Genomic DNA, 21,757 nt, shown 5'->3' with positions numbered 1-21,757 from the left:
TGGGCCGGGAACGCGGTCGCGGTCGCCGCGATCGTCTCCGGGATCGGCGCGCTGGGCGGCTGGACGATGATCTGCGCCGAGATGCCCTACGCCGCCGCCCGCGAGGGCCTGTTCCCCAAGGCGTTCGCCCGCAAGCGCGGCGACACCCCCGTCTTCGGCATCCTCGCCGCCACCGTCCTGGCCTCACTGATCACGGTGGCCGCCTACAGCAGCTTCGACCACGTCTTCACCACCATCGTGCTGCTCAGCGTCCTGACGGCGGCCATCCCCTACCTGTTCTCCGCCGCCGCGCAGTTGTACTGGCTGCTCACCCACGCGCCCCAGGCCAGTCGAGGCCGGTTCGTCCGCGACGTGGCGGTTGCCGGTACCGCCCTGGCGTTCTCCTACTGGTCGATCCAGGGCAGCGGCTACCAGACCGTCTACTACGGGCTGTTCACCGTGCTCCTCGGCATCCCGGTCTACATCTACCTCAAGCGCGACCGCGGCGAATACGGCGAGCAGGCGACCCCCGCCCCGATCGTGCCTCTGGAGCAGCCCGCCTCCCCGCAGGTCCCCCCGAAACCCAAAGGGCATGCCGCTTGACCACCCCGGCGGACGTGAACGCGCCCACACGTCTACAAGCCCGGACGGGACCTTCGGCTCCGTCCGGGAGCCGTTCGCCCTCTGGGTACCCGGGGTACCCGCCGCCGCTCCCGTTGGACTGGTCGCGCAGCCGCCCCGGCGGAACCCGCTCCCAGGAAGCGAGGCCCCTTGTGATCACCATCGCGACGACCCCGACCGGACGCCGCAGCGCGACGTCGCCCGGCACGTCCCTCACCGTCGAGTTACGCGGGGAACTGGACCTGGACAGCACGGCGAGTATCGAACCGACCCAGACCGCCCTGGTCCGGACCGGCCCCGCCGAACTTCGGCTCGACCTGGGCGCGCTCGCCTTCTGCGACACCTCCGGCATCAACCTGTTCCTGTGGCTGCGGCACCGATGCGCCCGCGCTCACATCACGCTCGTGCTGACCGGCGTCCGCGGCCAACCGGCCCGCGTCATCCGACTGGTGCGCTTCGACCGCACGATCGCCTGCCGCTTCGCGCCCCCTCCCGCTCCCCGGCCCGCTCCGGTCGATCCCGCCGACATGTCCGGACCCTGCGCCGGGTCGATGTGGGTGGGGGCCACTCGCCCCTGAGGGTCCCGGGACCACCGGCCCTGTTCCGTGCTCCCTGACGCCCCGAGACTGATCGTCGCGCCGACCCGACCGGGTGAGCGCGACCCTCACCCTCGAGGAGCACACCGTGGAAAGCGCGATCACAACCGAAGCCGTCGCCGGAGCCCGCCTGCCTCGCGTCACCGGCGCCACACGCACGCTTGCGACACCGACGCCGAGCACGTCATCGCTCGCCACCATCAGAGTGTTCCTCCTCGACGACCACGAGGTCGTCCGCCGCGGCCTGGCCGACCTGCTCGGCGCCGAAGCCGACATCGAGGAGAGTCGGCGGCGGGAATCGCACCCGCCGCCGCTCGCAGAACCGTGCGGGAAACTCTCGGCTCGACGATGCGCGTCTTGTCCGGATGCAATTCAAGACCGACCTGCGCCAATCGCTGCGCGAGAGCGTCCCGCACATGACGGGCCTGCTTCGCTGCCGCAGTGGATCACCGCATCGTCGCAGTACCGTTCGAAGGTGACCTGCGGGAACTCCCGAGCCAGCCACACATCGAACGCGTAGTGCAGATACGGATTCGCCGGCACGGGAGAAATCGCCGACCCCCCGTCGAGATCGCCGAGCTCGCCCAAGCCGGCGGCGGCGCCTGGCCCGCCCGCAATGGCGAACTGTGGTTCCGTATCCGTCCCGGCCGCGTGACCGGGCGCCGGCTGCGCCCCGGCCCCGTGCGGCGGTGAACACCGCCGGCCGAATGGCGAACCACGGGGTGACAGCCGGTCGACCCTCGGGGGCGACGGTCGGCCGGTGCGAAACCGCGCCGCCGTGACGAAGACGTCGTGACGAACCGGCCGAACGGCCGATCGCCCGATCCTGGAGATCAGGCTCGGGCGATCGGCCGGTGTGCGGAATCAGGCATACATCCCATTCGCCGACCGAGATCTTGGGCAACGCACGGGAGTAGGTGAACGGGCCTACCCCCGTACCTGCCTCGACTACCGTCGAGGCAGGTCACAGCAGCGGTGGGCGCTCATGAACCCGGACGCCGAGAACACTCAAGACGCAGGGGCCGACACCGGTACCGTGCCGTAGTAGGCGTCGCGCATGATGGCGATCATGTCGTCGAGCATCGCCATGCGCGGGTTCGCCGGGGCGCATTGGTCCTCGTAGGCGTTGAGCGCTTGGCGGGGCAGTGCGGCCTGGAACGCCTTCTCGTCGATGCCCAGGGCCTGGAACGACGGCTCGATGCCGACGCGTTCCCTGAGTTGCTCGACCGCGGTGGCCAAGGACCGCACTCCTTCGGCCGGGGTCCCGGCGGGAAGGCCGAGAGTTCGGGCGATGTCCGCGAAGCGTTCGGGCGCCCGATAGTGCTCGTACTTGGGCCAGCCGGCGAGCTTGCCGGGCGCGCTGCCGTTGTAGCGGATGACGTGCGGCAGTAGGACGGCGTTGGTGCGGCCGTGGGCCACGTGGAACGTGGCGCCGAGGGTGTGGGACATGGCGTGGACGATGCCGAGGAAGGCGTTGCCGAAGGCCATGCCCGCGATGGTGCCGGCGTTGTGCATCTTCTCGCGCGCCTCGGGGTTGGCCTGCCGGTCGTTGACCGCGCGTTCGAGGTTGTCGAAGACGAGCCGGATGGCGTGCAGGGCGAGGCCGTCGGTGAAGTCGTTGGCGTAGATGGAGACGTACGCCTCGATCGCGTGGGTGAGGGTGTCCATGCCGCTGTCGGCGGCCAGGGCGGGCGGGAGTTCCGCGGCCAGCAGCGGGTCCACGATGGCCACGCTCGGGGTGAGGGCGTAGTCGGCCAGTGGGTACTTCTTGCCGGTCACCGAGTCGGTGATCACGGCGAACGGGGTGACCTCGGCGCCGGTACCGGACGTGGTCGGCACGCATACGAGTCGAGCCTGCTTGCCCGGGACGGGGAAGCGGAAGGCGCGCTTGCGGATGTCGAGGAACTTCTGCCGCATGTCGGAGAAGTCGACGTTCGGCTGTTCGTACAGCAGCCACATGACCTTGGCGGCGTCCATGGGGGAGCCGCCGCCCAGGGCGACGATGGTGTCCGGGCGGAAGGTCCGCATCAGGTCCGCGCCGCGCCGTACCGAGTCGATGCTCGGCTCGGGCAGCACGTCGTCGATGATCTGTATCGTCACCGGGAGTTCACGCGAGTGCAGCACCCGGCGGATCCGGTCGACGTAGCCCAGGCGTGTCATGGTCGTGTCGGTGACGATGGTCACCCGATGCACATGCGGCATCTCGGCCAGATAGCGGATCGCGTGCGGTTCGAAGTAGATCTTGGGCGGGATCTTGAACCACTGCATGTTGTTGCGGCGGGTGCTCACCCGTTTCACGTTCAACAGGTTGACGGCGGAGACGTTGTTGGATGTCGAGGTGCCGCCCCAGGATCCACAACCCAGCGTCAGCGAGGGCAACAGACCCGTGTAGATACCGCCGATGGCTCCCTGGGACGAGGGCGCGTTGACGATGATGCGGGCCGTCTTCATGCGCCGCCCGTAGTCCTCGGCCACGGCGGGATCACTCGTGTGGATGACGGCGCTGTGTCCCATGCCGTGGAAGGCGACCATGTCGGCGGCGAGCGCGAAGCCGTGTTCGCGCGAGTCGGCGCGCAGGAGGGCCAGGACCGGGCACAACTTCTCGCGGGTCAGGGGTTCCGGCGGGCCGACCCGGTCGGCGTGGGCCAGGATCACGGTGGTGTTCGGGGGCACGGTGAATCCCGCTTGGGCGGCGATCCAGGCCGGGCTTTGCCCCACTGCCGCGGGATTGACCCGGGTCGTGCTCGCGCCGAAGAGGTAGGTCTCCAGCTTGCGTTTCTCTTCGTCGGTCGCCAAGTGGGCGCCCAGGGCGCCGAATTCGGACAGGGCCGCGTCGTGGATGTCGGTGTGCAGCACGACGGCCTGCTCGGAGGCGCAGATCATGCCGTTGTCGAACGACTTGGACAACACGACGTCGTTGACCGCGCGACGTAGATCCGCGTCGCGGTCGATGTAGGCGGGCACGTTGCCGGCACCCACGCCCAGGGCCGGCTTGCCCGCCGAATAGGCTGCCTTGACCATGCCCTCCCCGCCGGTCGCCAGGATCAACGCGACGCCGGGTTGACGCATCAGCGCGGTGGTCGCCTCGATCGAGGGGTCCTCGATCCACTGCACACAGTGCTCGGGCGCCCCGGCGGCCACGGCCGCGTCGCGCACCACCCGTGCCGCCGAGGCGCTGCACCGCTGGGCCGAAGGGTGGAAGGCGAAGACGATCGGATTGCGGGTCTTGAGGGCGATCAACGCCTTGAAGATCACGGTGGCCGTGGGGTTGGTCACCGGAGTGACCGCGCACACGACTCCTACGGGCTCGGCGACCTCGACCATGCCCGCGATCTCGTCCCGGGCCACGATGCCGACCGTCTTGAGGTCGCGCATGCTGTCGGTGGTGTACTCGCAGGCGAACATGTTCTTCGCCGCCTTGTCCTCGAAGACGCCCCGGCCGGTCTCGTCCACCGCCTCGCGGGCCAGCCGAGTGTGCTGGTCCAGAGCGGCAACGGATGCCTTCTTGACGATGTGGTCGATCTGCTCCTGGGTGAACGCTTCGTAGGCGGCCAGTGCCTTGGTGGCGTCGGAGACGAGGGAGTCCACTGCGGCGTCGATGTCGACCGGTCCCGGGTCCGGGACGGGTAGGACGGTGCCGGTTCGGCTGCTCATGGTGGTGCTTCTCCTTCAGGTCGGTGGGCTCCAAGGCCCCGCGAAGTGCCCGGCGGCGCGATCCCGGGCCGGCCGTGTGCTCCTTCGCGGGCCCGGTTCGGCTCAGCGCGGATCGCGGGTGTGTATTCGCCCAGGGCTCGGGTGGGTTCGGAGGAGGAGGCGCCGGGCTCGGTGACCTTGACGACGAAGTCGTGCGGATCGGGCAGCGGCAACTCCCGCAGCAGGGTGCCGCCGTTGGCTTCGGGTACCGCGCCCAGGCGGGTGTCGCCGCCGGGCACGTTGGCGAGCACGATCGGGGTGGGCCGCCCGTCCGCGTCGAAGAGTTCGTCGGGGCGGTAGAACCGCATCCACGCATCGAGGAGGGCCAGGTGCTCCGGGTTCTCGCGGACCCAGCCAACGGGACTTGGTGCGAGCGCCGGCTGCCCTCGACGGGTGCGTTGTCCACGGTGTGCGGGCCGGTCCAGCCCTGGGGGGTGCGCACACGATCATCGGCCAACGGGGGCGGGTTCGGACGGTCGCCTTCAGGTGGGCGATCCCGTCGAGGGCTTCCACCAGCGCGGTGGCGAACGCGGCGTGTACGTGGGCGGGTTCGTCTCCCTCGACGTGGATGGGGCGCCAGCCGTATCCGGTGAGCAGCGCGTCCGGTTCTTCGCGTGGCATGCGGGCGAGGAGGGTGGGGTCGGCGATCTTCCAGCCGTTGAGGTGCAGGATCGGCAGGACGGCGCCGTCGGTGCGGGAGCTGAGGAACTTGTTGCCGTGCCAGGACGCGGCGAGCGGTCCGGTCTCGGCCTCGCCGTCGCCGATCACGCACGCCACGACCAGGCCGGGGTTGTCGAAGGCGGCGCCGAAGGCGTGGGCGAGGCTGTAGCCGAGTTCGCCGCCCTCATGGATCGAGCCGGGTACGCCGGGCGCAATGTGGCTGGGCACGCCACCCGGATAGGAGAACTGCCGGAACAGCGCGGCCATGCCGGCCGCGTCCCGGGAGACGTTGGGGTGGCGCTCGCTGTAGGTGCCGTCCAGCCAGGAGGCGGCGAGGGCGGAGGGGCCGCCGTGTCCGGGGCCGGTGACGTGCAGCGCGTGTGTACCGCGTTCGCGGATCACCCTGTTCAGGTGTGCGTAGATCAGGTTCAGGCCGGGGGAGGTGCCCCAGTGTCCGAGCAGCCGCGGCTTGATGTGGCCGGGCCGCAGCGGCTCGGCGAGCAACGGGTTCTCCCGTAGGTAGATCTGCCCCACCGCGAGACAGTTCGCCGCCCGCCACCAGGCATCGACCATCGTCAGGTCCGGTGCCTCGGGAATCGCCATCGTCATCGGTCTGCCTCTCGACTGTCGCCCAGGCTCCGCTCGTGCCCACGCTCGTCCTTGACCACATGTCGGGTGAAGGGCCGAACGGCCCTACGGGACGGGGCCGCACGGGGTCGATACCCCTACAGGGGCGCCGTGGCCGGCCGTCAGTCGTGTGTCGAGGCATCCGTTTCCGCGGCGGTGGGTACGACGACCAGCGGACAGCGCGCGTGGTGGCTCAGTCCCCGACTCACCGAGCCCACGAGCATGCTGCGGAAGCCGCCGACCCCTCCGCGTCCCCACCCCCGGACACAACGCGTGCTCCGCGGCTTTCACCAATGTCCGCACGGGATGTCCGACCGCCACCTCGCGACGCACGGGAACATCAGGGCATCTCTCGGCCCAGCCGGTGAGCGTCTCGGCGAGCCGAATCCGGCCCTCCTCGATCTCCTCGGGCCTGGCCAGGCGCTCATCAGGCCCGAGCCCGGTTGTCGGACGTGCACGGCGACGACCGCCGCGCCGCGCCGTGCGGCCTCGTCGAAAGCGCGGCGGCCTCCGAGCGCTGCGAGCCGTCCACGCCCGACCGTGGGCGGGATCGAGGTGGCGTGTTCGGGTTCGCGGACGATCACGACGGGGCAGGGAGCGTGCGCGGTGACCGGTACCGCGATGCCGCCGGCGGTCAGCAGTTCGGTCGCCGACGACAACGTGCGTGAGCCAGGACGATCATCGCCGCGTGGGACGCCCGCGCGCGCATGACAGCGGTCGGCTCCCCGTCGAACAGGGCGGTGTCGGCCGCCGGTTCGGCGTGCCGGCCCGAGGCCAGGACGGCCGCCTCGGCCACGGCGCGCAGTCCCGCGTCGCGGAAGCGTCCGCTCCGGGTCTGTCGGTGCGGATTGGCTTCGGGGTCGCGATCCGCGCCGACCGGCCAGTCGAGCGCGTGGATCAGGCGCATGGGCAGCCCGCGGCGCACCGCCTCGTCGGCCTCCCGGACCACGGCAAGCCGGCCGGCGTCGGTGTGTTCGACGGAGATCCTGTCGCTCATCCTCGCCTGGCATGTCATGAGCCGACGGGGGTGGGTCGTGGATCGTGCGTGCTCGCCGCCGTTGTTCCCCGAGACCCTGCCGGGGCTGCCGGCGAGCCTCGTCGCACAGGCCGAACGGCCCACATCCGCAGGGCCGGATGGTCACCGAGGCGGGCCGGGTGCCTCTGCTCGGCGATTCGGCTCCGGCGCGAAGATCAGAGCAGATGCCTGCGGGACGGTCCGCACGGCACGGGTACTGCGGAAATCCGTAGGAAACTCCCGCGCGATCAAGGAGGTTCGATGGCGTTCAACGTGCAGTCGGAGACCGGGCGGCTCAGGCAGGTCATCCTGCACCGACCGGACCTGGAGCTGAAGCGGCTGACTCCGACCAACAAGGACGAACTCCTCTTCGACGACGTCCTGTGGGTCAAGCGGGCACGCGAGGAACACGACGCTTTCGCCGACGCGCTGCGCGACCGCGGAGTGATCGTCCACTTGTTCGCGGACCTGCTCAGGGAGACCGTCGACGGCGAACCGGCCGCCCGGGAGCTGATCATGGAGCGAGTGTTCGACGAGCGTGCGTACGGGCTGCTCGCGGTCGACGAACTACGCGCCCTGTTCGAGGGCTTCGACTCGGAGACGCTGGTACGGCACCTGATCGGCGGGATCACCAAACGGGAGATGCTGGAGTACATCCGGGAGCCGCAGAGCGTCGCGTTGCACACGATGGGCCCGGACGACTTCGTCGTCACCCCGCTGCCCAACCACCTGTTCACCCGCGACACGTCGGCGTGGGTGTACGACGGCGTCGCCATCAACGCGATGCGGATGTCCGCCCGCCGCCGCGAGACGGTGCACTTCGAGGCGATCTACAACCACCACCCGATATTTGCCAAGGACGACTTCAACGTGTGGACCCCCGGCCAGTCCGAGTACCCCGCGACGATGGAGGGCGGCGACGTCCTGGTCATCGGCAACGGCGCGGTCCTGGTGGGGATGAGCGAGCGCACCACGCCGATGGGTGTGGAGTCCCTGGCCCGCTCGTTGTTCGCCAAGGGCTCGGCGCGCAGAGTCGTCGCCCTGGCGATGCCCAAGGCTCGTGCGTTCATGCACCTTGACACCGTCATGACCATGCTCAGCGGCGACACGTTCACCAAGTACGCCGGCATGGGCATGCTCCCCTCGTACACCATCGAACCGGGCGACTCCGACGAGGAACTCAAGGTCACCGACCACCCGGCCGACGACATGCACACCGCGATCGCCGGGGCGCTCGGCTTGGACCGCATCAACGTGCTCACCGCGACCCAGGACGTCCGCTCCGCCGAGCGAGAGCAATGGGACGACGGGTGTAACGTGCTCGCGGTCGAGCCCGGCGTGGTCTTCGCCTACGAGCGCAACGTCACCAGCAACACATTTTTGCGCAAGAACGGCATCGAGGTCGTCACCATCCGCGGCAGCGAACTCGGCCGAGGCCGCGGCGGACCACGCTGCATGAGCTGCCCCATCGAACGCGAAGCCGCCCTCTGAAAATTTGGCGGGACCACCGAGACCGAAACAAGGCGGCACGGCGGTCGCGGCGAGGTCGCTCCACAGGATCGGGGTCTGCGCGCGGTCCAGAGCTTCGCGGATCGGCGCGGTTACGCGAACGCGCACGTGCTGCGGTCCCCCGTCGGCGGTTCCACTTGGGCGGTGCTCGATGCCCACGCGCAGCGCTGCCGTGGTGCCTGTTCGCGTGGCTGCGACCCCGGCGAACAGACCGAACGGGGTGGCGCGCGTACGGGCGCGCAGCAGATGGCGCAGAACGGCGAGCATCGTGCGCCGTACGGCGGGGGTCGGTAGCGACCGGCCAGCGCAGATCTGCTCCACTCGGCTCGACAGGACCGGACTGGCTGCCGTGACGGGCACCGCGAAATCGTCGATTTGCCGGTCTGTTGCAGCCACGCCCGCCACGACGTCGTATTCGCGGACGCGCTGACGAGATCCGGCCAGAGCGTTCGGCAATCGGGGTGCCAGGCAGCCGCCCGGACCAGTGCCGCATCAACGTGGCGATACATATGGCGCTCCTGTGGCCGCGCGGTGCCCTGCCGCGCCCATGGGCCGGGCGCGGCAGGGCACTGCGATGAACGCGGTCGTACTGCTTACGAGCAGTCCAGGCACGCCGTCGCGCACGTGGAGTTGCAGCCGTGGTTCGTCGGCGGATGAGCTGGCCCGACGTCGGGGCCCGGGTTGCACATGGGCTCCGACACGCCGATGAACTGGTCCGCGGCGGGGCCGGCCAGGACGATGGGTGATGTCCAAGTCGAAGCCGGTGAGGTCGTGTTGCTCGTCGGCCGGCGGCGCGGGCGCAACCAGGTGCTTCGTCTGAACGGTCATGCGTGCCTCCTTGGGGCAGGTGGTCGATGGTGCACGGCCCGGGGTCCCGAGACGGGGTCCGGGAGTCTTGGCGTCAGGCCGCCGTGACGATGTCGTGGCGTCGCAGTACGGCGTCCTGGCGCAGGGGCGCGGGGCCGGCAGGAAGTGGAACGTCGCGGCTCCCCGGCGACGGTGTCCGCGTTCTCGCGGCGGGCCCTGTACTTGAGCGCGCCCGGTGCGGTTCGGGTTCTTCCCGTTGGCCTCCACCTGGCCGTCGGGGGTCTCCAGGGTGCCTGGGGTAGTGCTCGATCTGCTGCTGTTCCTCTGGGACCCAAGGCGTCAGGGCGTCTTGAAACCGCGCTCACCGCACCAGTAGCGGTACGCCATGGCGGCGCCTCTCCCGTCGTCGATCCAGGCGCGCGGACGAGGCATCCGGTTTCGGTGTGCTTCCGCGCAAGAGTGTCCGCCAGGTTCCGCGCGGCTTCCCGGTCGGTTGGGCGACACGACGCGAATGCACATTCCTTGGACGGCCGGGCGTTGCGCTCGGCCGGATGGCGGTCGGGCCTCTCATCCGAGCCGTCCGGTGACCCGGGCCGGCCAGGGCCGTTCGCCCCCCGAGGGAGGTCGCTCGGCTCTTTCGCCCCCGCCGGGATCCGAGCAGCGTTGGTTACGGAAGGACCCGGCCCGGCGGAGACGATGCCCGTCCGGTCGGGCGCAGCGAAAGGAGCCGTCGTGACCGAAGTCCACGGGCCGGTGCTTCAAGACATGATCCGCAAGCTCCTCAACCGCCATCCCGCCGTCGGTCTGGCGGTCGGGGTGGTGCGTCACGGGTCCCTGGAATGGTTCCACGGGCACGGGTTCGCCGATGTCGTGTCGAAGACCCCCGTCACCGAAGACACGGTCTTCCGGATCGGCTCCCTTACCAAGACGTTCACCGCGATCGCCGTGACGCAACTGTGCGAGCAGGGGCTCGTGGACCTCGACGCGCCCGCCGGCACCTACCTGCGCGCCTATGAACTGATCCCGGCCAAGGCCACGCACCGGCCTGCGACGGTGCGGCAGTTGCTGACCCACACGGCCGGTCTGCCGGAGATGGTGTACCCCCTGCGTGTCTTCACGCCGGTCCTGGGCGAGACCGTGACGTACGGGCAGCCCCTGCCGACGCCGGCGGACTTCTACCGGGGCGGCCTGCGTCTGGTGGCAGAGCCGGGTACCCGGCACACGTACAGCAATCACGGGTTTGCCACGCTGGGCCAGATCGTCGAGGACGTCAGCGGGCAGCCTCTCGACCGCTACCTCCGCGAGCACCTCTTCGAGCCGCTGGGCATGGCAGACACCGACCTTCTCCGGTCCGATCGCGTCGAGCCGCGTCTCGCGACCGGGTACACATTGCGTACCCGCGCGCTCCGTCCGGTCGGCGACCGTGATCTGGTGACGGTCGGAGCCGGTTCGGCCTACTCCACCACCCGGGACATGGCACGCTATGTCGCCGCGCTCCTCGACGGTGGCGCCGGCAAGCTCGGCTCGGTGCTCGAACCCGGCACTCTGGCGGACATGTTCGCGCCTCACTACCAGCCCGATTCACGCGTGCCCGGTGTCGGGCTGTCGTTCTTCCGCCACGACATCGACGGGCATCTCGTCGTCGCGCACCAAGGGGTGCTGCCCGGCTTCAACTCCCAGCTCTCGGTGGCTCCGCACGACGGTGTCGGTGTCGTGGCATTCACCAACGGGGCGAGGAGCGCCACGGCCTGGCTCGAGGCCGAGGTGTCGCAGCTGCTCAGGCAGATCCTCGGTGCGCCGGACGACGTGGTCCGGACCGATGTCCCGCACCACCCGGAAGTGTGGGGCGATCTGTGCGGGTGGTACTCGTTCCCCGGCTCGCTGCGTGATGTGCAGAAGTGGTTCATCGCAGGGGCGGAGGTCCTCGTCCGCCGAGGCCGGCTCGTCCTGCGACCGTTGACCCCGATACCTGCGCTGGCCTGGGGCTTTCCCCTGTACCCGGACGACGACAAGGATCCCTACGTCTTCCGCCTCGACCTCTCCCGGCTGGGAATCGGGGGAACCAGCCGCGTCGTCTTCACTCGGGAGTCCGGTGGCGGCGTGACGGCGTTCCACCTCGACTTCGCGCCGCTGTCGTTCCGGGCTCGGCGCCATCACTGAGGGAGGACGATGCCGGATGACACCATCTTGGGCGCGAAGGGCCAAGCCGGGGATAATGCCGGTTCGGGATGTGTCCCTGTGCGTCGACGTCGTCGGACACGGCGATCCACTGCTGCTCATGCACGGCGGGCCGTCGGCGGATCACTGGACGCCGGCGTCGTTCCGGCGGCTCGCGGAGGAGTTCACCCTGGTCTTCTACGACCACCGCTGCAACGGACGTTCGTACGGCGCTCCCGTCTCGTCCATGACCTGGGAGAACCTGACGGCGGACGCCGACGCCCTGCGAGAAGCGCTCGGCTTCGAGCGGTGGGCCGTGCTCGGCCATTCCTTCGGGGGGCACGTGGCGCTCGAGTACGCACTGCGCTACCCCGACCGGCTGTCACACCTCGTGCTGCTCGACACGGGTGGCGACAGCCGCTGGGCGCGGCAGAACGCACCGCGCCTGCTTGCCGAGCGCGGCTACGACACCGAGAAGGTGGAGCTGGTTCGGCGCTGGTTCAGCGGCGACTTCGCACCGGAGGAGTACTTCCGGATCTTCATGCGGATTGGGGGCGCGTACAACCATCACCCCGTCCTGGGGGCGGTCGGCACCATGCTGCGCGGCGGGTGGCGCGCGAAGGTTCGGCCGGAGGCGTTGATCTTCGCCGGTCGCCACCTGCTCAAGGACTGGACGGTCATGGACCGCATCGGCGAGATCACGGTGCCGACACTGGTTCTGGCGGGGCGTGACGACTTCGTGTTTCCGCCGGAGTGTCAACGCGAGTTGGCGGCGGGCATTCCCGACGCCCGCCTTGAGATCATCGGGCGTGCCGGACACAATCCGCACGACGAACGGAGCACCGAAGTCATGCGAGCGGTCCGGGACTTCATCGCCACGGACGCGGCAGCGATCTGACCCCTGATGCCGGGCCTGGTGGGCCGGCGGGCCGGCGAAGTCCGATGGCGAACCGTGACCCGGCAGGGCTCCGGTCCTCGATCCTCACCACTGTCGGAGGAAAAAATGCGTGTACTCGTCGTGACCGAGTCCTGCTTCGGTAACACCTCACAGGTGGCCGAGGCCATCATCGAAGGGTTGCGCTCGGATGGTGCCGCCGTGGAGGCGGTATCAGCCGACTCCGTGCCGTCATCCCTGTCCGCCGATCTGGTCCTTGTCGGTGCGCCGACGCACAACATGGGCTTGCCCAGCAGCGCTTCGCGCGGTCAGGCGGCGCAGAAGGGCGGTAGCGCCCCGTCCTCCGGCGTCCGCGAGTGGATCGACCGGGTCGACTCGGCAGGGTCGTCGCCTTTTCCACCACGACCGGTGGTCTGTTCGCCGGTTCAGCGAGCAAGGCGATCGTCAAGGCGTTCAAGCGCCACAAGATCCGGGCCGAACGTGGCACGGACTTCACCGTCACGGGCACACCGGGCCCTCTGGCCGACGGGGAACTTGCTCGGGCGCGCGAGTGGGGATGCGGGCTACAAGCCTGACCCGCCGTGCCGAACCCGGCGCGCAGCCACCGGTTGCCTCGCAATTGGCGTGGCCGAAGGAGCTTCCTGTGCTCGTTCCCGGCATGGTCTCCCCGGCGGACACTCCGAGTTCATCCAGCGAGGGAGTCACATCACGAACGCGCGCGACGCATCGGCCGTATCGGTGCCGGTGCCGTGACCGGACGCATCGTGGCCGTTGTCGTCGCGGGAAGCGCGGTCCTGGTGACCGGTGCGTGCACGCAGGCCCAGGATCGGTGTACTCGCCGCCGAAAATTCCTCGGCGCTTCTCGACGAGGCGCGCGCCCTGTGTGAGGGTGTGACCGGCGTCCGGATCGGCGACCGCGTGTTCGGCCCGGCCACCTTCCACGGCCCGACGGCCGGCGCCGCCGAGTACGCGCTGATGCTGGCCTGGGCACGCATTCCCGAAGGCGTCACCGCCGAGCAGGCCGCCGCGCTGCCGATGGCGGCCGAGACGGCGTGGCGCGCGCTCGACGACCTCGGCGTCCGGCCGGGTGAGCTGCTGCTCGTCCACGGCGCGGGTACCACCGTGGGTGAGGCGGCGGTGCGCCTCGCGCTGCACCGGGGTATTCGGGTGATCGCCACCGCCGGGCCGACTCGGGCCGCCGCCCTGGAAGAGATCGGCGCCCGGGTGACCGCCTACGGCGAGGGCATGGCCGAACGCGTCGGCGCACGGGCCGAAGGCCGCGTCGACCGCGCCCTGGACACGACGCCGACCGGGGGGCGGATCGACCGCGCCGACCGGCCCAGCCCGGCCGGCGGCTCGCTACCGACCCTGATCGAGCTGACCGGGGATCCCGACCGTGTCCTCACCGTCTCGGACTTCGCCGCCGCGGCCGAGTTGGGCGTCCGGATCACCACCGAGATCCGCTATGACCGGATGGACGAGTTCGCCCGGCTCGCCGGCGAAGGCATCCTGGTCGTACCGGTCGCCCGCACCTACTCACCGGGCGCGGCCGGAGCGGTCTCCAGGTCGATGGTGAGACCGTGCTCGTGGCTGGCCTGGGCCAGCAGCGCCTTCGCCTGGGCGACGTTGCGCTTGCGCTGCGGGATGTCGTCGGCGTAGTACGTCAGCCCTCGGCCGAAGAGGTCGTTGCCCACCGTGCCGTAGCCGTAGAGCGCCACGTCGACCAGCTGTTGCCGGTCCACGAGCAGCCGCATCGCCTGACGGACCCGCGCGTCGTCGAACGGCTTGTGGTCGACGGCCATGTAGAACCCCTGGGCCGCGATGGACGGACTGTCCAGGAGCCGGAGCCCGGCTCCGTCGTACGCCTTGGCCTGGGCGTACGGTATCTGCGCCACCACGTCGATCTGGCTGCCCAGCAGGGCGTTGACCCGTGCGTTGTCGTCGCTGATGGACTGGATGACGAGGCTGTCGACGTACGGCTTGCCGGTGTCCCAGTAGTGCGGGTTGCGGCGGCAGACACTGACCTGACCCGGCATGAGCGAGTCGAAGACGAACGGCCCGGTGCCCACCGGACGGGAGAAGTCCGTGGCACGGTTTTGCACGATCCACGTCCCGGCGATCGCCTGTGGGAACAGCAGGTCCGGCCGGAGCAGCCGCACGACGACCGTCTCGGGGTCGGGAGCGGCCGACTGCGGCAGGTCGACATTGGCGACCGCGACCGACAGCAGGTTGGTCGGATCCGACATCCAGTTCAGCGAGTAGAGGACGTCGTCGGCCGTGAACGGCTTCCCGTCGTGCCACCGAACGCCGGGCCGCAGCCGGAACGTCCAGGTGGTCGCCGTGTCGTCGGAAGACCAGGAGAGCGCCAGCATGGGTCGCAGGCTCAGGTCGGGCCCGATCGCCACGAGCGAGTCGAACACCGCCGTGACCTGGGCCACGTTGATCAACGCGCTCGCCGCCCCGGAGGGATTGAACGACTCCGACTTGCCCGCGCCGACCATTCCGATGCGCAGCCGCCCACCGCGCCGTGGTGGCCCTGCCTGCGCGGCGGCCGTCGATTCCCGACGATCACACGCGGTGAGCCCACCGACGCCGAGCAGGAGCCCGGCCGCCCCGGCCCCGCGGAGTACGGACCGCCGCGAGGGCCCGGAGGCCCGGGCGTGCTGAGGATGCGCATGCATTGCTGCCTCCGTACGAGATGTCACTGGGTAGAGGTCAGGGCGCGTTCACCGGTCGAGTGCGTCCTCGGGCTCCGGGCGGAGCGTGGTCCGGCGGGCCGGAGGAATCGGATCGGTGCCATGGGCGATTTCTCGTCCATTCCGGTTCCCCTCCGCTCAAAGGGGACCAACGGAATGGTCGGATCCGGTTCCGAGGCGATAAAGAGCCGGTGCGTCGGCGCGCAGTGAGGGCCGGTCCGCGCGGAACGCGTCGATCGGGAACGGCGTCCTGCCGTCGAGCACCAGGTCCGCGAGAACGCGGCCGATGAGCGCGGCGAACTTGCCCGCGTGCCCCGCGCCGACGGCCACGAACACCCGAGGATGGCCGGGCAGGTCGCCGATCACAAGTTCCCGGTCGCGCGGCAGATCGTAGACGCAGGTCTTGGCGAGTGCGGTCGGGCCCGCCCAGGCGGGGAGCCGCAAACGCAGGAACGAGCGAACGAGTTCCGTCTCGGCCGGATCGGCGTCGAAACTGCGCGTCTGGGAGGTCACGAACCGGCCGGTCATGTCACGTGCGACCTTGACCGCGCGTTCGCCGTACACCGGAAGACCGTAGAAGTCGCTGTCGCCGTGCCAGATCCACACCGGGAAGCGGTCGGGGGTAAAGGCGTCCGGGTCCGTGCAGTGGAAGTACTGCACCTGCTCCTGGGTGAGCTCGATCCGGAAGGGATCGCCGAGTTTGTCCAGCAGGCCGCCGAGCCACGAACCCGCGCAGACCACGAGCGACCCCGCCGAGAACTCGCCCCGTCCGGTCTTGACGCGGACGCCGCCGGCGGTCGAATCGATGCCGAGGACCGTGCAGTCGGACAGGACGTCCACCCCGTGCTGCCGGGCCAACCGGGTGTGCGCCGCGGTCGCCCGGCGGATGTCGACCAGGCCGGCATCGGCCTGGTGCAAGGCCACGGTGTCGTTCGGAACGTTCCACTGCGGCCAGCCCGCCCGTAGTTGCGCGACGTCGAGGACGTCGTACGCGATCGCCGCCGCGTCGAGCGAGCGGTGGTAGGCGCTCAGGATCTCGTGTCCCCCGGTCCCTTCGCGAGCGAGGTCGAGCCCTCCGGTCCGGATGACCAGCCGCTCACCGCTCGCCGCCTCCACCTCGTCCCACGCGGCGTAGGCCGCCGGGGTTATCGCCGTGTAGACGGGCGAGTGGTACGCGTGCCGGGACGACGAGGAACCGACCGCCGCCCGCCTCGATGTCGGCGGTCACCGGCAGCCCCCGTACCAGTCGGGAGAACCGGTCCACCAACCAATCCGCCGCCTTCTGGGCGTCTTTCCTGGTCGGACAACGGCCCACCATCTCGCGGCCGCCCTTGCGCTCCAGCCTCCCGGCAACGGTGATCAACGGCGCGGGTTCGACCACGTACAGGCGGTCCGGCCAGGCGATGACCACCTTGACCGCGCCCTTGCGGGTGTTGCACCCGCGGTGCGCGAGCCGCTCGGCGACCTTGGCCTTCCGGTCGGCAGTCCGGGTGTCGACACTGGGCCCCCGCGGGTCGTTCAGCGACTCGTCGGGGTCGACCGGCTCGTTGCACACCCAGCACCGCCGGCCGTCGCGCTCGGCCACATCGTCAAGAAGACTCACCCGAGCACCTCCCCGGCCGCCACCCCGATGCAAGAGGCCCGTTGCCGGGACATCCGACGACTCACGGCCCAACCTCGGCCGGCCGCAGCCCGAAGGATTTCGACTTCTCCATGGACTGCGGGGACACCGCCCTGTCACTCCTGGGCGTGTCTCGGCAAAGCCCTGAGCCAGATCCGCAAAATCGCCAGAGGACTGGACACAGTCAAGGACGGCTCCCGCGTCGACGTCCCGAAACACGAGCCGGACGCGCCGAAGTCCCCGTCATGTGGCCATAACATGCCCGGACGCGGCCAGGACAAGCCCCAGCACATCAGCGCGAGTCGGACCGGCCTCGTGGCTTGCGGTCGGGACTGTAAAAACTAACGGGTCTGCCTCATATCCGGTGGTGACGGACTGTAAGTCCGTGATCATGTGCTCCGCGTTGCTCCTCCACCTCGCCCAATCCTTCGCCGCCAAGCCCGCTGGCAATTCCGTGCAGTTCTGCTGGTGGGGCGGTGAGGAGGACGGCATGCGCGGCTCCCGCCAGTTCGTCAAGACCGAAGCACTCCAGCTGATCCGCGGCTACTTCAACATGGACATGGTCGCCGCGCCCAACTACGTCATCGGCGTCTACGGCAACGGGCCGCAACGCCATTTCACCGACCACCTCACCGCCATCGGCCAACCCTGGCTCGAAGGACCCGTCGACGGGATGTCCGACCAAGTCCCCTTCCTCGACGCCGGGATCCCCGTCGCCGGGATCGACACCGTCCGCAGCGCACCCGCCGCCCTCAAGAACGCCCGTGATGCCGCACTGTTCGGCGGCACCGTCGGCCAACCCTTCGACCCCAATTACCACGCCTCCGGCGACAGCATCACCAACATCAGCACCAAGGCCCTCGCCATCTGCACCACCGCCAGCCACGCCGCACTCCGAGGCGTCAGCCGCTGAGGGTCTGTACATCGAACCGAACCTGCACCTGTTCGGGATGGAACAGGTGCAGTGCTCGGTCGGTTCAGCCGCTTCCGGCGCCGTGGCCGTGGGCGCGTCCCGCCCGTCGATTTTCGCCGCACGGGGTGCCCACCACGCACGTCCCGGAGAGAGTTCGCCCTCGGCCCATGGGTGGTGGCCGGGCCGAGGGCGGAGCCTCCGTTGCCGATTGCCCTTGGTCAGTGGCGTCTGTTCGTCGGCGGACAGGGGTTCAGAATCGGCGGTTCAGCTTGTTGGCCTTGATCAGTTCGAGGGCGCGTTCCTCCAGCGATCGGTTCGGCGGGGGTGTGGACCGGGCGGTGGCCGCGTCGGTGGGTACGTCTGGCCGCGGAGGGCCGGAACAGCTCGCGCGTGAGCCGGGCAGTACGCCGTTGATGAGATAGTCGTTGATCTTCCCGGTGACGCAGTCGTTGCGGCCGTACAGGCTGTGTGTGCCCTCGTCGGTGACGGAAATCAGGTTGTTGTTCAGCCTGTTCGCCATCGCGGGCCCGCCCTCGTATTGGGTGGCCGGGTCGAACTCGGCCTGCACCACGACTCCGGTCGGGTATCCCTTGCGTTTCAGGTCGGTGATCCGCTCCGGGGGTGTGAACGAGCGGAAGGTGCACTCGGTCGGCTCGGTCGCCGACGCGCCCCTCCCGTAGGGGTACCGGTCGCGGAATATGTGCATCTGCTCGTAGTACTCGTCCAGGTCGGTGGGCCAGTCGGCCTCGCAGGTCACCGCCTGGTAGGTGCCGTTGACCGTGGCCGGGTTGGACCGTTTGGCGAGCGCCGCCAGGGCATTGCCCGCGTCGACGGACAATGTTCCACCGATCGCCTTCCTGATCTCGACGACCAGTTCGGCCTCCAACGCCCAGACGGAGCGGGCAACGGTCTCGTAGCCCAGCATGGCGTCGAAGTAGTTGCGGTCTATCTTCGGGTCTTCGGGATGCCCGGGCGATGGCACCGGCTTGAGGGCCAGTTGCTCGCCGATCGCGTCGAGGGTGGCCATCACCTGCGCGAGCGAGTCGCCCAGGTGGTAGGTGTTGTTGCGTTCGGCGACCCAGGCGGCCCAGGCTTCGACGTTCTGTCGGGATGCGACCGCCTGTTGCTTGAACTGCTCGTAGTAGAGCCAGTCCGGGTGCATCGACGAGTCGAGCACGCTGCGGTCGAGCCTTCCGGGGAACAGCGTGCCGTAGACGGCGCCGAGGTAGGTTCCGTAGGAGAAGCCGAGGTAGTTGATCTTCTTCTCGCCCAGCGCGGCCCGGATCACGTCCATGTCCCGCGCGGTGTTCGCGGTGCTCACGAACGGCCGCATGAAGCCGCCCGCTCGTCGACAGGCCTGTTCGCGTTCGCGCGCGGCGGCCGCCAGCGCGGCGAACTGCGCGTCCGTCGGGCGGGTCGGGTGCGGTGGATCCTGTTCCACGGCGTCGCAGTGCAGCGGGGTGGACCGGCCCACCCCACGCGGATCGAAGCCGATCAGGTCGAAACGGTCGGCGATCGCCTCGCCGGCCAGTTCGGTCGGCAACCTCAGCCCCTCGCCGCCGGGCCCACCCGGATTCAGCAGCAGGACACCCTTCCGCTTGTCCGGATTGTTGGCCTTGCGACGGCTCACCGCGATGTCGAGCCGGCCGTCTCCGGGACGGCGGTAGTTCATCGGGACGGTGAGTGTGGCGCAGTCCATCTTGGCCCACCGCCTGTTCCATTCCTCCTGCGGCACGTCGTCCGGAGGCGGGCCGGGAACGCACGGCGCCCAGGACACCCGCTGCCCCAGGAAGGAGGCAAGCCCCGAATCCTCCGCCGCGGCGGGAACCACCGTTAATCCCAAGGCGACGGACACACAGACCGCCGGCACGACGCTGCGGCGCGTTCTCACCAACCAATCTCCGACACTCACGAAGTCACGCTCCATTCAGATGAGTTGGACGGTTTCGGACGGCTCGGAATCTAGCGACGCCGAGGTTTCGTTTGGGTAACCAGCACGACCGGTGGGGTGTCGGCGGCGAATGCGATCGAACCGTGCCGGGTTCCGGGAGCCGTGGACAACGTGCCGGCGCCGTTCGCGTCGTGCCGATCCGTGCCACCATGCGCGGCGGAACTCCCCGAGCCGCACCGGCCACGGGTGCTCGATCGGCGAGGCGACGGCTCGTCGTGACGATCCGTCCCGAGGACCGCGATCGGTTCGGCTTCCTTTCGAACGCGTCGAGTCCTGCGTTCGGGAGCGGACTCGGCGGCACGGACGAGACGAAGGAGATGCCCTACGTCCGACGTAACGCCGGGATGATGCTGATGCCCGCTCTGCGGGACGCGGAAGGCGATCTCGCCCGCTCCGACCGCGGCCCCTCACCCGGATGCTGCGCGAACTGCCGCCCTCGGCGGGGAACATCGCCCATCGCGCCCGCGACACACCGAAGCCGCCCGATCGTGGATGATGAAATCCATGGTCGGGCGGCTTCGATCATCGCGCGGAGGGGTCGGGCGCGGGACGCGTACTGCGGGCCGGCGAAAGTCGAACGCAGTCACGGCTTGCCCAACCGGTGCCCGGATCGGACGCACGTCGTGCGGGGGAAGTCGGGACCCCGCCCGCGACGTTGGGCGGTATCCGCAGGTCTTTTCCCGCAGACCGGCGCGAGGAGTTCGACACGGTCGTCCGCGGCAGGCCCCTCGAACGCCTTCGTTCTGCGGCCCGTCGAACTCCGAACCCGGTCAACGCCTTCCGCCGACCGGAGTGGATCCGGCCCGGCTCGTCTTCCGCCGCTTTGGCCACCGTTCGGTGGGTTCGCCGACGATGGTGTGGTCGGGCGTGAACTCGGCCGGGCTTCGTTCGGCCTCGAGGTCGATGCGTACGCGCGCGAAAAGGCGTTGCCGGTCGACGGCCCATCGTTTCGCCCCCCTGCGAGGCGTGCCCTCTCGTCGGGGAAGGCCGTGCCCCGCCCCGATGTGTGCTCGATTCACTTCCTCGGGTCGGCTGCTGCACCTGCTCCGCTGTGTGCGACCGAGTTCACGAAGTCTCCTCGGATGCTTCCGCGTCGTTGGGGAGCGGTTCGGTGAACGCATGGACGACACCGAGGTAGGCGCTCGCCTGGGCGCTCCAGCCGTTGCGATCCGTGCGTTCGGGAATGGCGGGATGGGTGCGTGAGCGCAGGAGGTAGCCCACGGACAACGCCTCGACGGCCCAGATGAGGTCCTCCATGGTGCGGTCGGGTCGGAGCCGGCGGCGGGCGTAGCGCAGTAGGACGCTCAACAGGTGATCGGTCTCGTCGACGTAGCGCTCATTGGCTCCGGCTTGGGCATCACGCACCATGTCGACTGGCGCCAGAGCTCCCAGGCCGAGAGCCAGGTACAGCTCCGGGGACGCGCTCGTCCACCGGAAGTCGGCCTCGCTGATCTGACGGAAGATCTCCTCGGCCGCCTCTCCGTCGGCGACCAGTCCGAAGGCGAGAGCTTCGATCTGCCGTGCTCCCGGGGTGGCGATCTTGTCCATCACATGGCGCATCAGTTCCAGTTGGAAAGCGGCCTGGTCCGACCAGATCTGGTAGAAGGCCCCGGTCGTCAGTTTCCTCCCGTCGGGGTTGCGTCGATTCACCTCGACGAGAACGTCCGCCATGCGAATGTCCGCCAGCGGGTTGTGCGGACTCGATGCCGTGGGACGGGTTCGCTCGATGGCGAGGTTCGCCGCTGCGGCCAGCAGCAGGGCGCGGGTCTCCTCGCGGGGTCGATGCCGGCGTTGAGCGGCCGGGGGGTTGGTCGAGCGCGTGCGCGTCGGCTCCGTCGCGTCGTCTTCAGGGGTGTCCACCATGCGGTAATCGTACCCTGCATTCGGAGATCGTAAGTTACTTACGATCCAGGGTCACGACCTGCGCGCCGGGGCGCGCGGGCGTTCGCTCCTGGCGCCGCGCGGACTTCCGTCGAATAGCTCGCGAAGGGCTGGCGCTCCGGAAGCCCAAGGTTCA

15 protein-coding genes and 4 pseudogenes are annotated in these 21,757 nt (G+C 69.5%); 9 read left to right on the top strand and 10 right to left on the bottom strand.

What is annotated here, in order from left to right; all coding sequences use genetic code 11:
* The 3 genes and pseudogenes from A3IC_RS59905 to A3IC_RS71930 form a co-directional block, all read left to right on the top strand.
* Positions 1 to 582, top strand: a 582-nt coding sequence (locus A3IC_RS59905; protein WP_020556302.1) for an amino acid permease, incomplete at its 5' end; no start/stop codon positions are given.
* A 170-nt stretch (positions 583 to 752) separates the two neighbouring features.
* Entirely contained in the window at positions 753 to 1,178 is a 426-nt protein-coding gene (locus A3IC_RS63430) for an STAS domain-containing protein (protein WP_020556301.1), read from the top strand.
* Between the two features lie 148 nt (positions 1,179 to 1,326).
* A pseudogene (locus A3IC_RS71930) lies at positions 1,327 to 1,476 on the top strand (DNA-binding response regulator); the annotation flags it as partial.
* A 728-nt stretch (positions 1,477 to 2,204) separates the two neighbouring features.
* Here the strand turns inward: A3IC_RS71930 and adhE are convergent.
* From adhE to A3IC_RS71920, 4 genes and pseudogenes are all read right to left on the bottom strand, one after another.
* Positions 2,205 to 4,850, bottom strand: coding sequence for a bifunctional acetaldehyde-CoA/alcohol dehydrogenase (gene adhE / locus A3IC_RS0143215; RefSeq protein WP_020556299.1), 2,646 nt, complete (start codon positions 4,848 to 4,850; stop codon positions 2,205 to 2,207).
* Between the two features lie 104 nt (positions 4,851 to 4,954).
* Positions 4,955 to 6,158, bottom strand: a pseudogene (locus tag A3IC_RS59895) (phosphoketolase family protein); the annotation flags it as partial.
* A gap of 140 nt (positions 6,159 to 6,298) precedes the next feature.
* Positions 6,299 to 6,400, bottom strand: coding sequence for a hypothetical protein (locus A3IC_RS71925; protein ID WP_245599823.1), 102 nt, complete (start codon positions 6,398 to 6,400; stop codon positions 6,299 to 6,301).
* Between the two features lie 410 nt (positions 6,401 to 6,810).
* On the bottom strand, positions 6,811 to 7,173 hold the full coding sequence (locus tag A3IC_RS71920; protein ID WP_020556298.1) for a hypothetical protein: 363 nt from the start codon (positions 7,171 to 7,173) through the stop codon (positions 6,811 to 6,813).
* A 279-nt stretch (positions 7,174 to 7,452) separates the two neighbouring features.
* Here A3IC_RS71920 and A3IC_RS0143200 point away from each other — a divergent pair, with 279 nt between their 5' ends.
* Positions 7,453 to 8,682, top strand: a complete 1,230-nt coding sequence (locus tag A3IC_RS0143200) for an arginine deiminase (protein ID WP_020556297.1) — start codon at positions 7,453 to 7,455, stop codon at positions 8,680 to 8,682.
* Positions 8,683 to 8,883: 201 nt separating this feature from the next.
* On the opposite strand, the pseudogene A3IC_RS68010 reads toward A3IC_RS0143200, so the two are convergent.
* Positions 8,884 to 9,021 (bottom strand): annotated as a pseudogene (locus A3IC_RS68010) (lantibiotic dehydratase); the annotation flags it as partial.
* A gap of 1,218 nt (positions 9,022 to 10,239) precedes the next feature.
* Here A3IC_RS68010 and A3IC_RS0143195 point away from each other — a divergent pair.
* From A3IC_RS0143195 to A3IC_RS66115, 4 genes are all read left to right on the top strand, one after another.
* A complete protein-coding gene (locus A3IC_RS0143195) occupies positions 10,240 to 11,667 on the top strand; it encodes a serine hydrolase domain-containing protein (protein ID WP_106669189.1) in 1,428 nt (475 codons plus the stop codon).
* Between the two features lie 70 nt (positions 11,668 to 11,737).
* Positions 11,738 to 12,562, top strand: coding sequence for an alpha/beta fold hydrolase (locus A3IC_RS59885; protein ID WP_020556295.1), 825 nt, complete (start codon positions 11,738 to 11,740; stop codon positions 12,560 to 12,562).
* A 6-nt stretch (positions 12,563 to 12,568) separates the two neighbouring features.
* Complete coding sequence (locus tag A3IC_RS73855) at positions 12,569 to 13,312, top strand: flavodoxin family protein (RefSeq protein ID WP_425387393.1); 744 nt, start codon at positions 12,569 to 12,571, stop codon at positions 13,310 to 13,312.
* A gap of 51 nt (positions 13,313 to 13,363) precedes the next feature.
* Complete coding sequence (locus A3IC_RS66115; protein ID WP_245599822.1) at positions 13,364 to 14,218, top strand: MDR/zinc-dependent alcohol dehydrogenase-like family protein; 855 nt, start codon at positions 13,364 to 13,366, stop codon at positions 14,216 to 14,218.
* Here A3IC_RS66115 and A3IC_RS71915 read toward each other — a convergent pair.
* The 3 genes and pseudogenes from A3IC_RS71915 to A3IC_RS59865 all read right to left on the bottom strand — a co-directional run.
* Positions 14,194 to 14,931 (bottom strand): annotated as a pseudogene (locus A3IC_RS71915) (ABC transporter substrate-binding protein); the annotation flags it as partial. The gene A3IC_RS66115 and the pseudogene A3IC_RS71915 overlap by 25 nt on opposite strands.
* A gap of 462 nt (positions 14,932 to 15,393) precedes the next feature.
* Positions 15,394 to 16,371: an FAD-dependent oxidoreductase gene (locus A3IC_RS59870; protein ID WP_020556291.1), complete on the bottom strand. Its 978-nt coding sequence runs from the start codon at positions 16,369 to 16,371 to the stop codon at positions 15,394 to 15,396.
* On the bottom strand, positions 16,352 to 16,858 hold the full coding sequence (locus A3IC_RS59865) for a hypothetical protein (RefSeq protein WP_425387392.1): 507 nt from the start codon (positions 16,856 to 16,858) through the stop codon (positions 16,352 to 16,354). The genes A3IC_RS59870 and A3IC_RS59865 overlap by 20 nt, the downstream gene beginning before the upstream one ends.
* Before the next feature lie 409 nt (positions 16,859 to 17,267).
* Between A3IC_RS59865 and A3IC_RS0143160 the strand changes: the two genes are divergently transcribed.
* Positions 17,268 to 17,789 carry a M28 family peptidase gene (locus A3IC_RS0143160; RefSeq protein WP_245599824.1) on the top strand — a complete coding sequence of 174 codons (522 nt, stop codon included), beginning with the start codon at positions 17,268 to 17,270 and terminating at the stop codon, positions 17,787 to 17,789.
* Positions 17,790 to 18,039: 250 nt separating this feature from the next.
* Here the strand turns inward: A3IC_RS0143160 and A3IC_RS0143155 are convergent, their stop codons facing one another.
* Together A3IC_RS0143155 and A3IC_RS0143150 are read right to left on the bottom strand one after the other, a co-directional pair.
* Positions 18,040 to 19,620 carry an alpha/beta fold hydrolase gene (locus tag A3IC_RS0143155; protein ID WP_245599821.1) on the bottom strand — a complete coding sequence of 527 codons (1,581 nt, stop codon included), beginning with the start codon at positions 19,618 to 19,620 and terminating at the stop codon, positions 18,040 to 18,042.
* 1,185 nt (positions 19,621 to 20,805) lie between these two features.
* On the bottom strand, positions 20,806 to 21,603 hold the full coding sequence (locus A3IC_RS0143150) for a hypothetical protein (RefSeq protein WP_020556287.1): 798 nt from the start codon (positions 21,601 to 21,603) through the stop codon (positions 20,806 to 20,808).
* Positions 21,604 to 21,757 lie beyond the last annotated feature (154 nt).

This window comes from Embleya scabrispora DSM 41855 (genome assembly GCF_000372745.1).
Taxonomy (GTDB): Bacteria; Actinomycetota; Actinomycetes; order Streptomycetales; family Streptomycetaceae; genus Embleya; species Embleya scabrispora.
This window is presented reverse-complemented; position numbering and strand designations above follow the sequence as displayed.

Coding starts and splice junctions, on each gene's coding strand:
- A3IC_RS0143160 (WP_245599824.1), top strand. CDS start 17,268: ATGTGCTCCGCGTTGCTCCTCCACCTCGCCCAATCCTTCGCCGCCAAG.
- A3IC_RS71920 (WP_020556298.1), bottom strand. CDS start 7,173: ATGAGCGACAGGATCTCCGTCGAACACACCGACGCCGGCCGGCTTGCC.
- A3IC_RS71925 (WP_245599823.1), bottom strand. CDS start 6,400: ATGCTCGTGGGCTCGGTGAGTCGGGGACTGAGCCACCACGCGCGCTGT.
- A3IC_RS0143150 (WP_020556287.1), bottom strand. CDS start 21,603: ATGGTGGACACCCCTGAAGACGACGCGACGGAGCCGACGCGCACGCGC.
- A3IC_RS73855 (WP_425387393.1), top strand. CDS start 12,569: ATGCCGGGCCTGGTGGGCCGGCGGGCCGGCGAAGTCCGATGGCGAACC.
- adhE (WP_020556299.1), bottom strand. CDS start 4,850: ATGAGCAGCCGAACCGGCACCGTCCTACCCGTCCCGGACCCGGGACCG.
- A3IC_RS0143200 (WP_020556297.1), top strand. CDS start 7,453: ATGGCGTTCAACGTGCAGTCGGAGACCGGGCGGCTCAGGCAGGTCATC.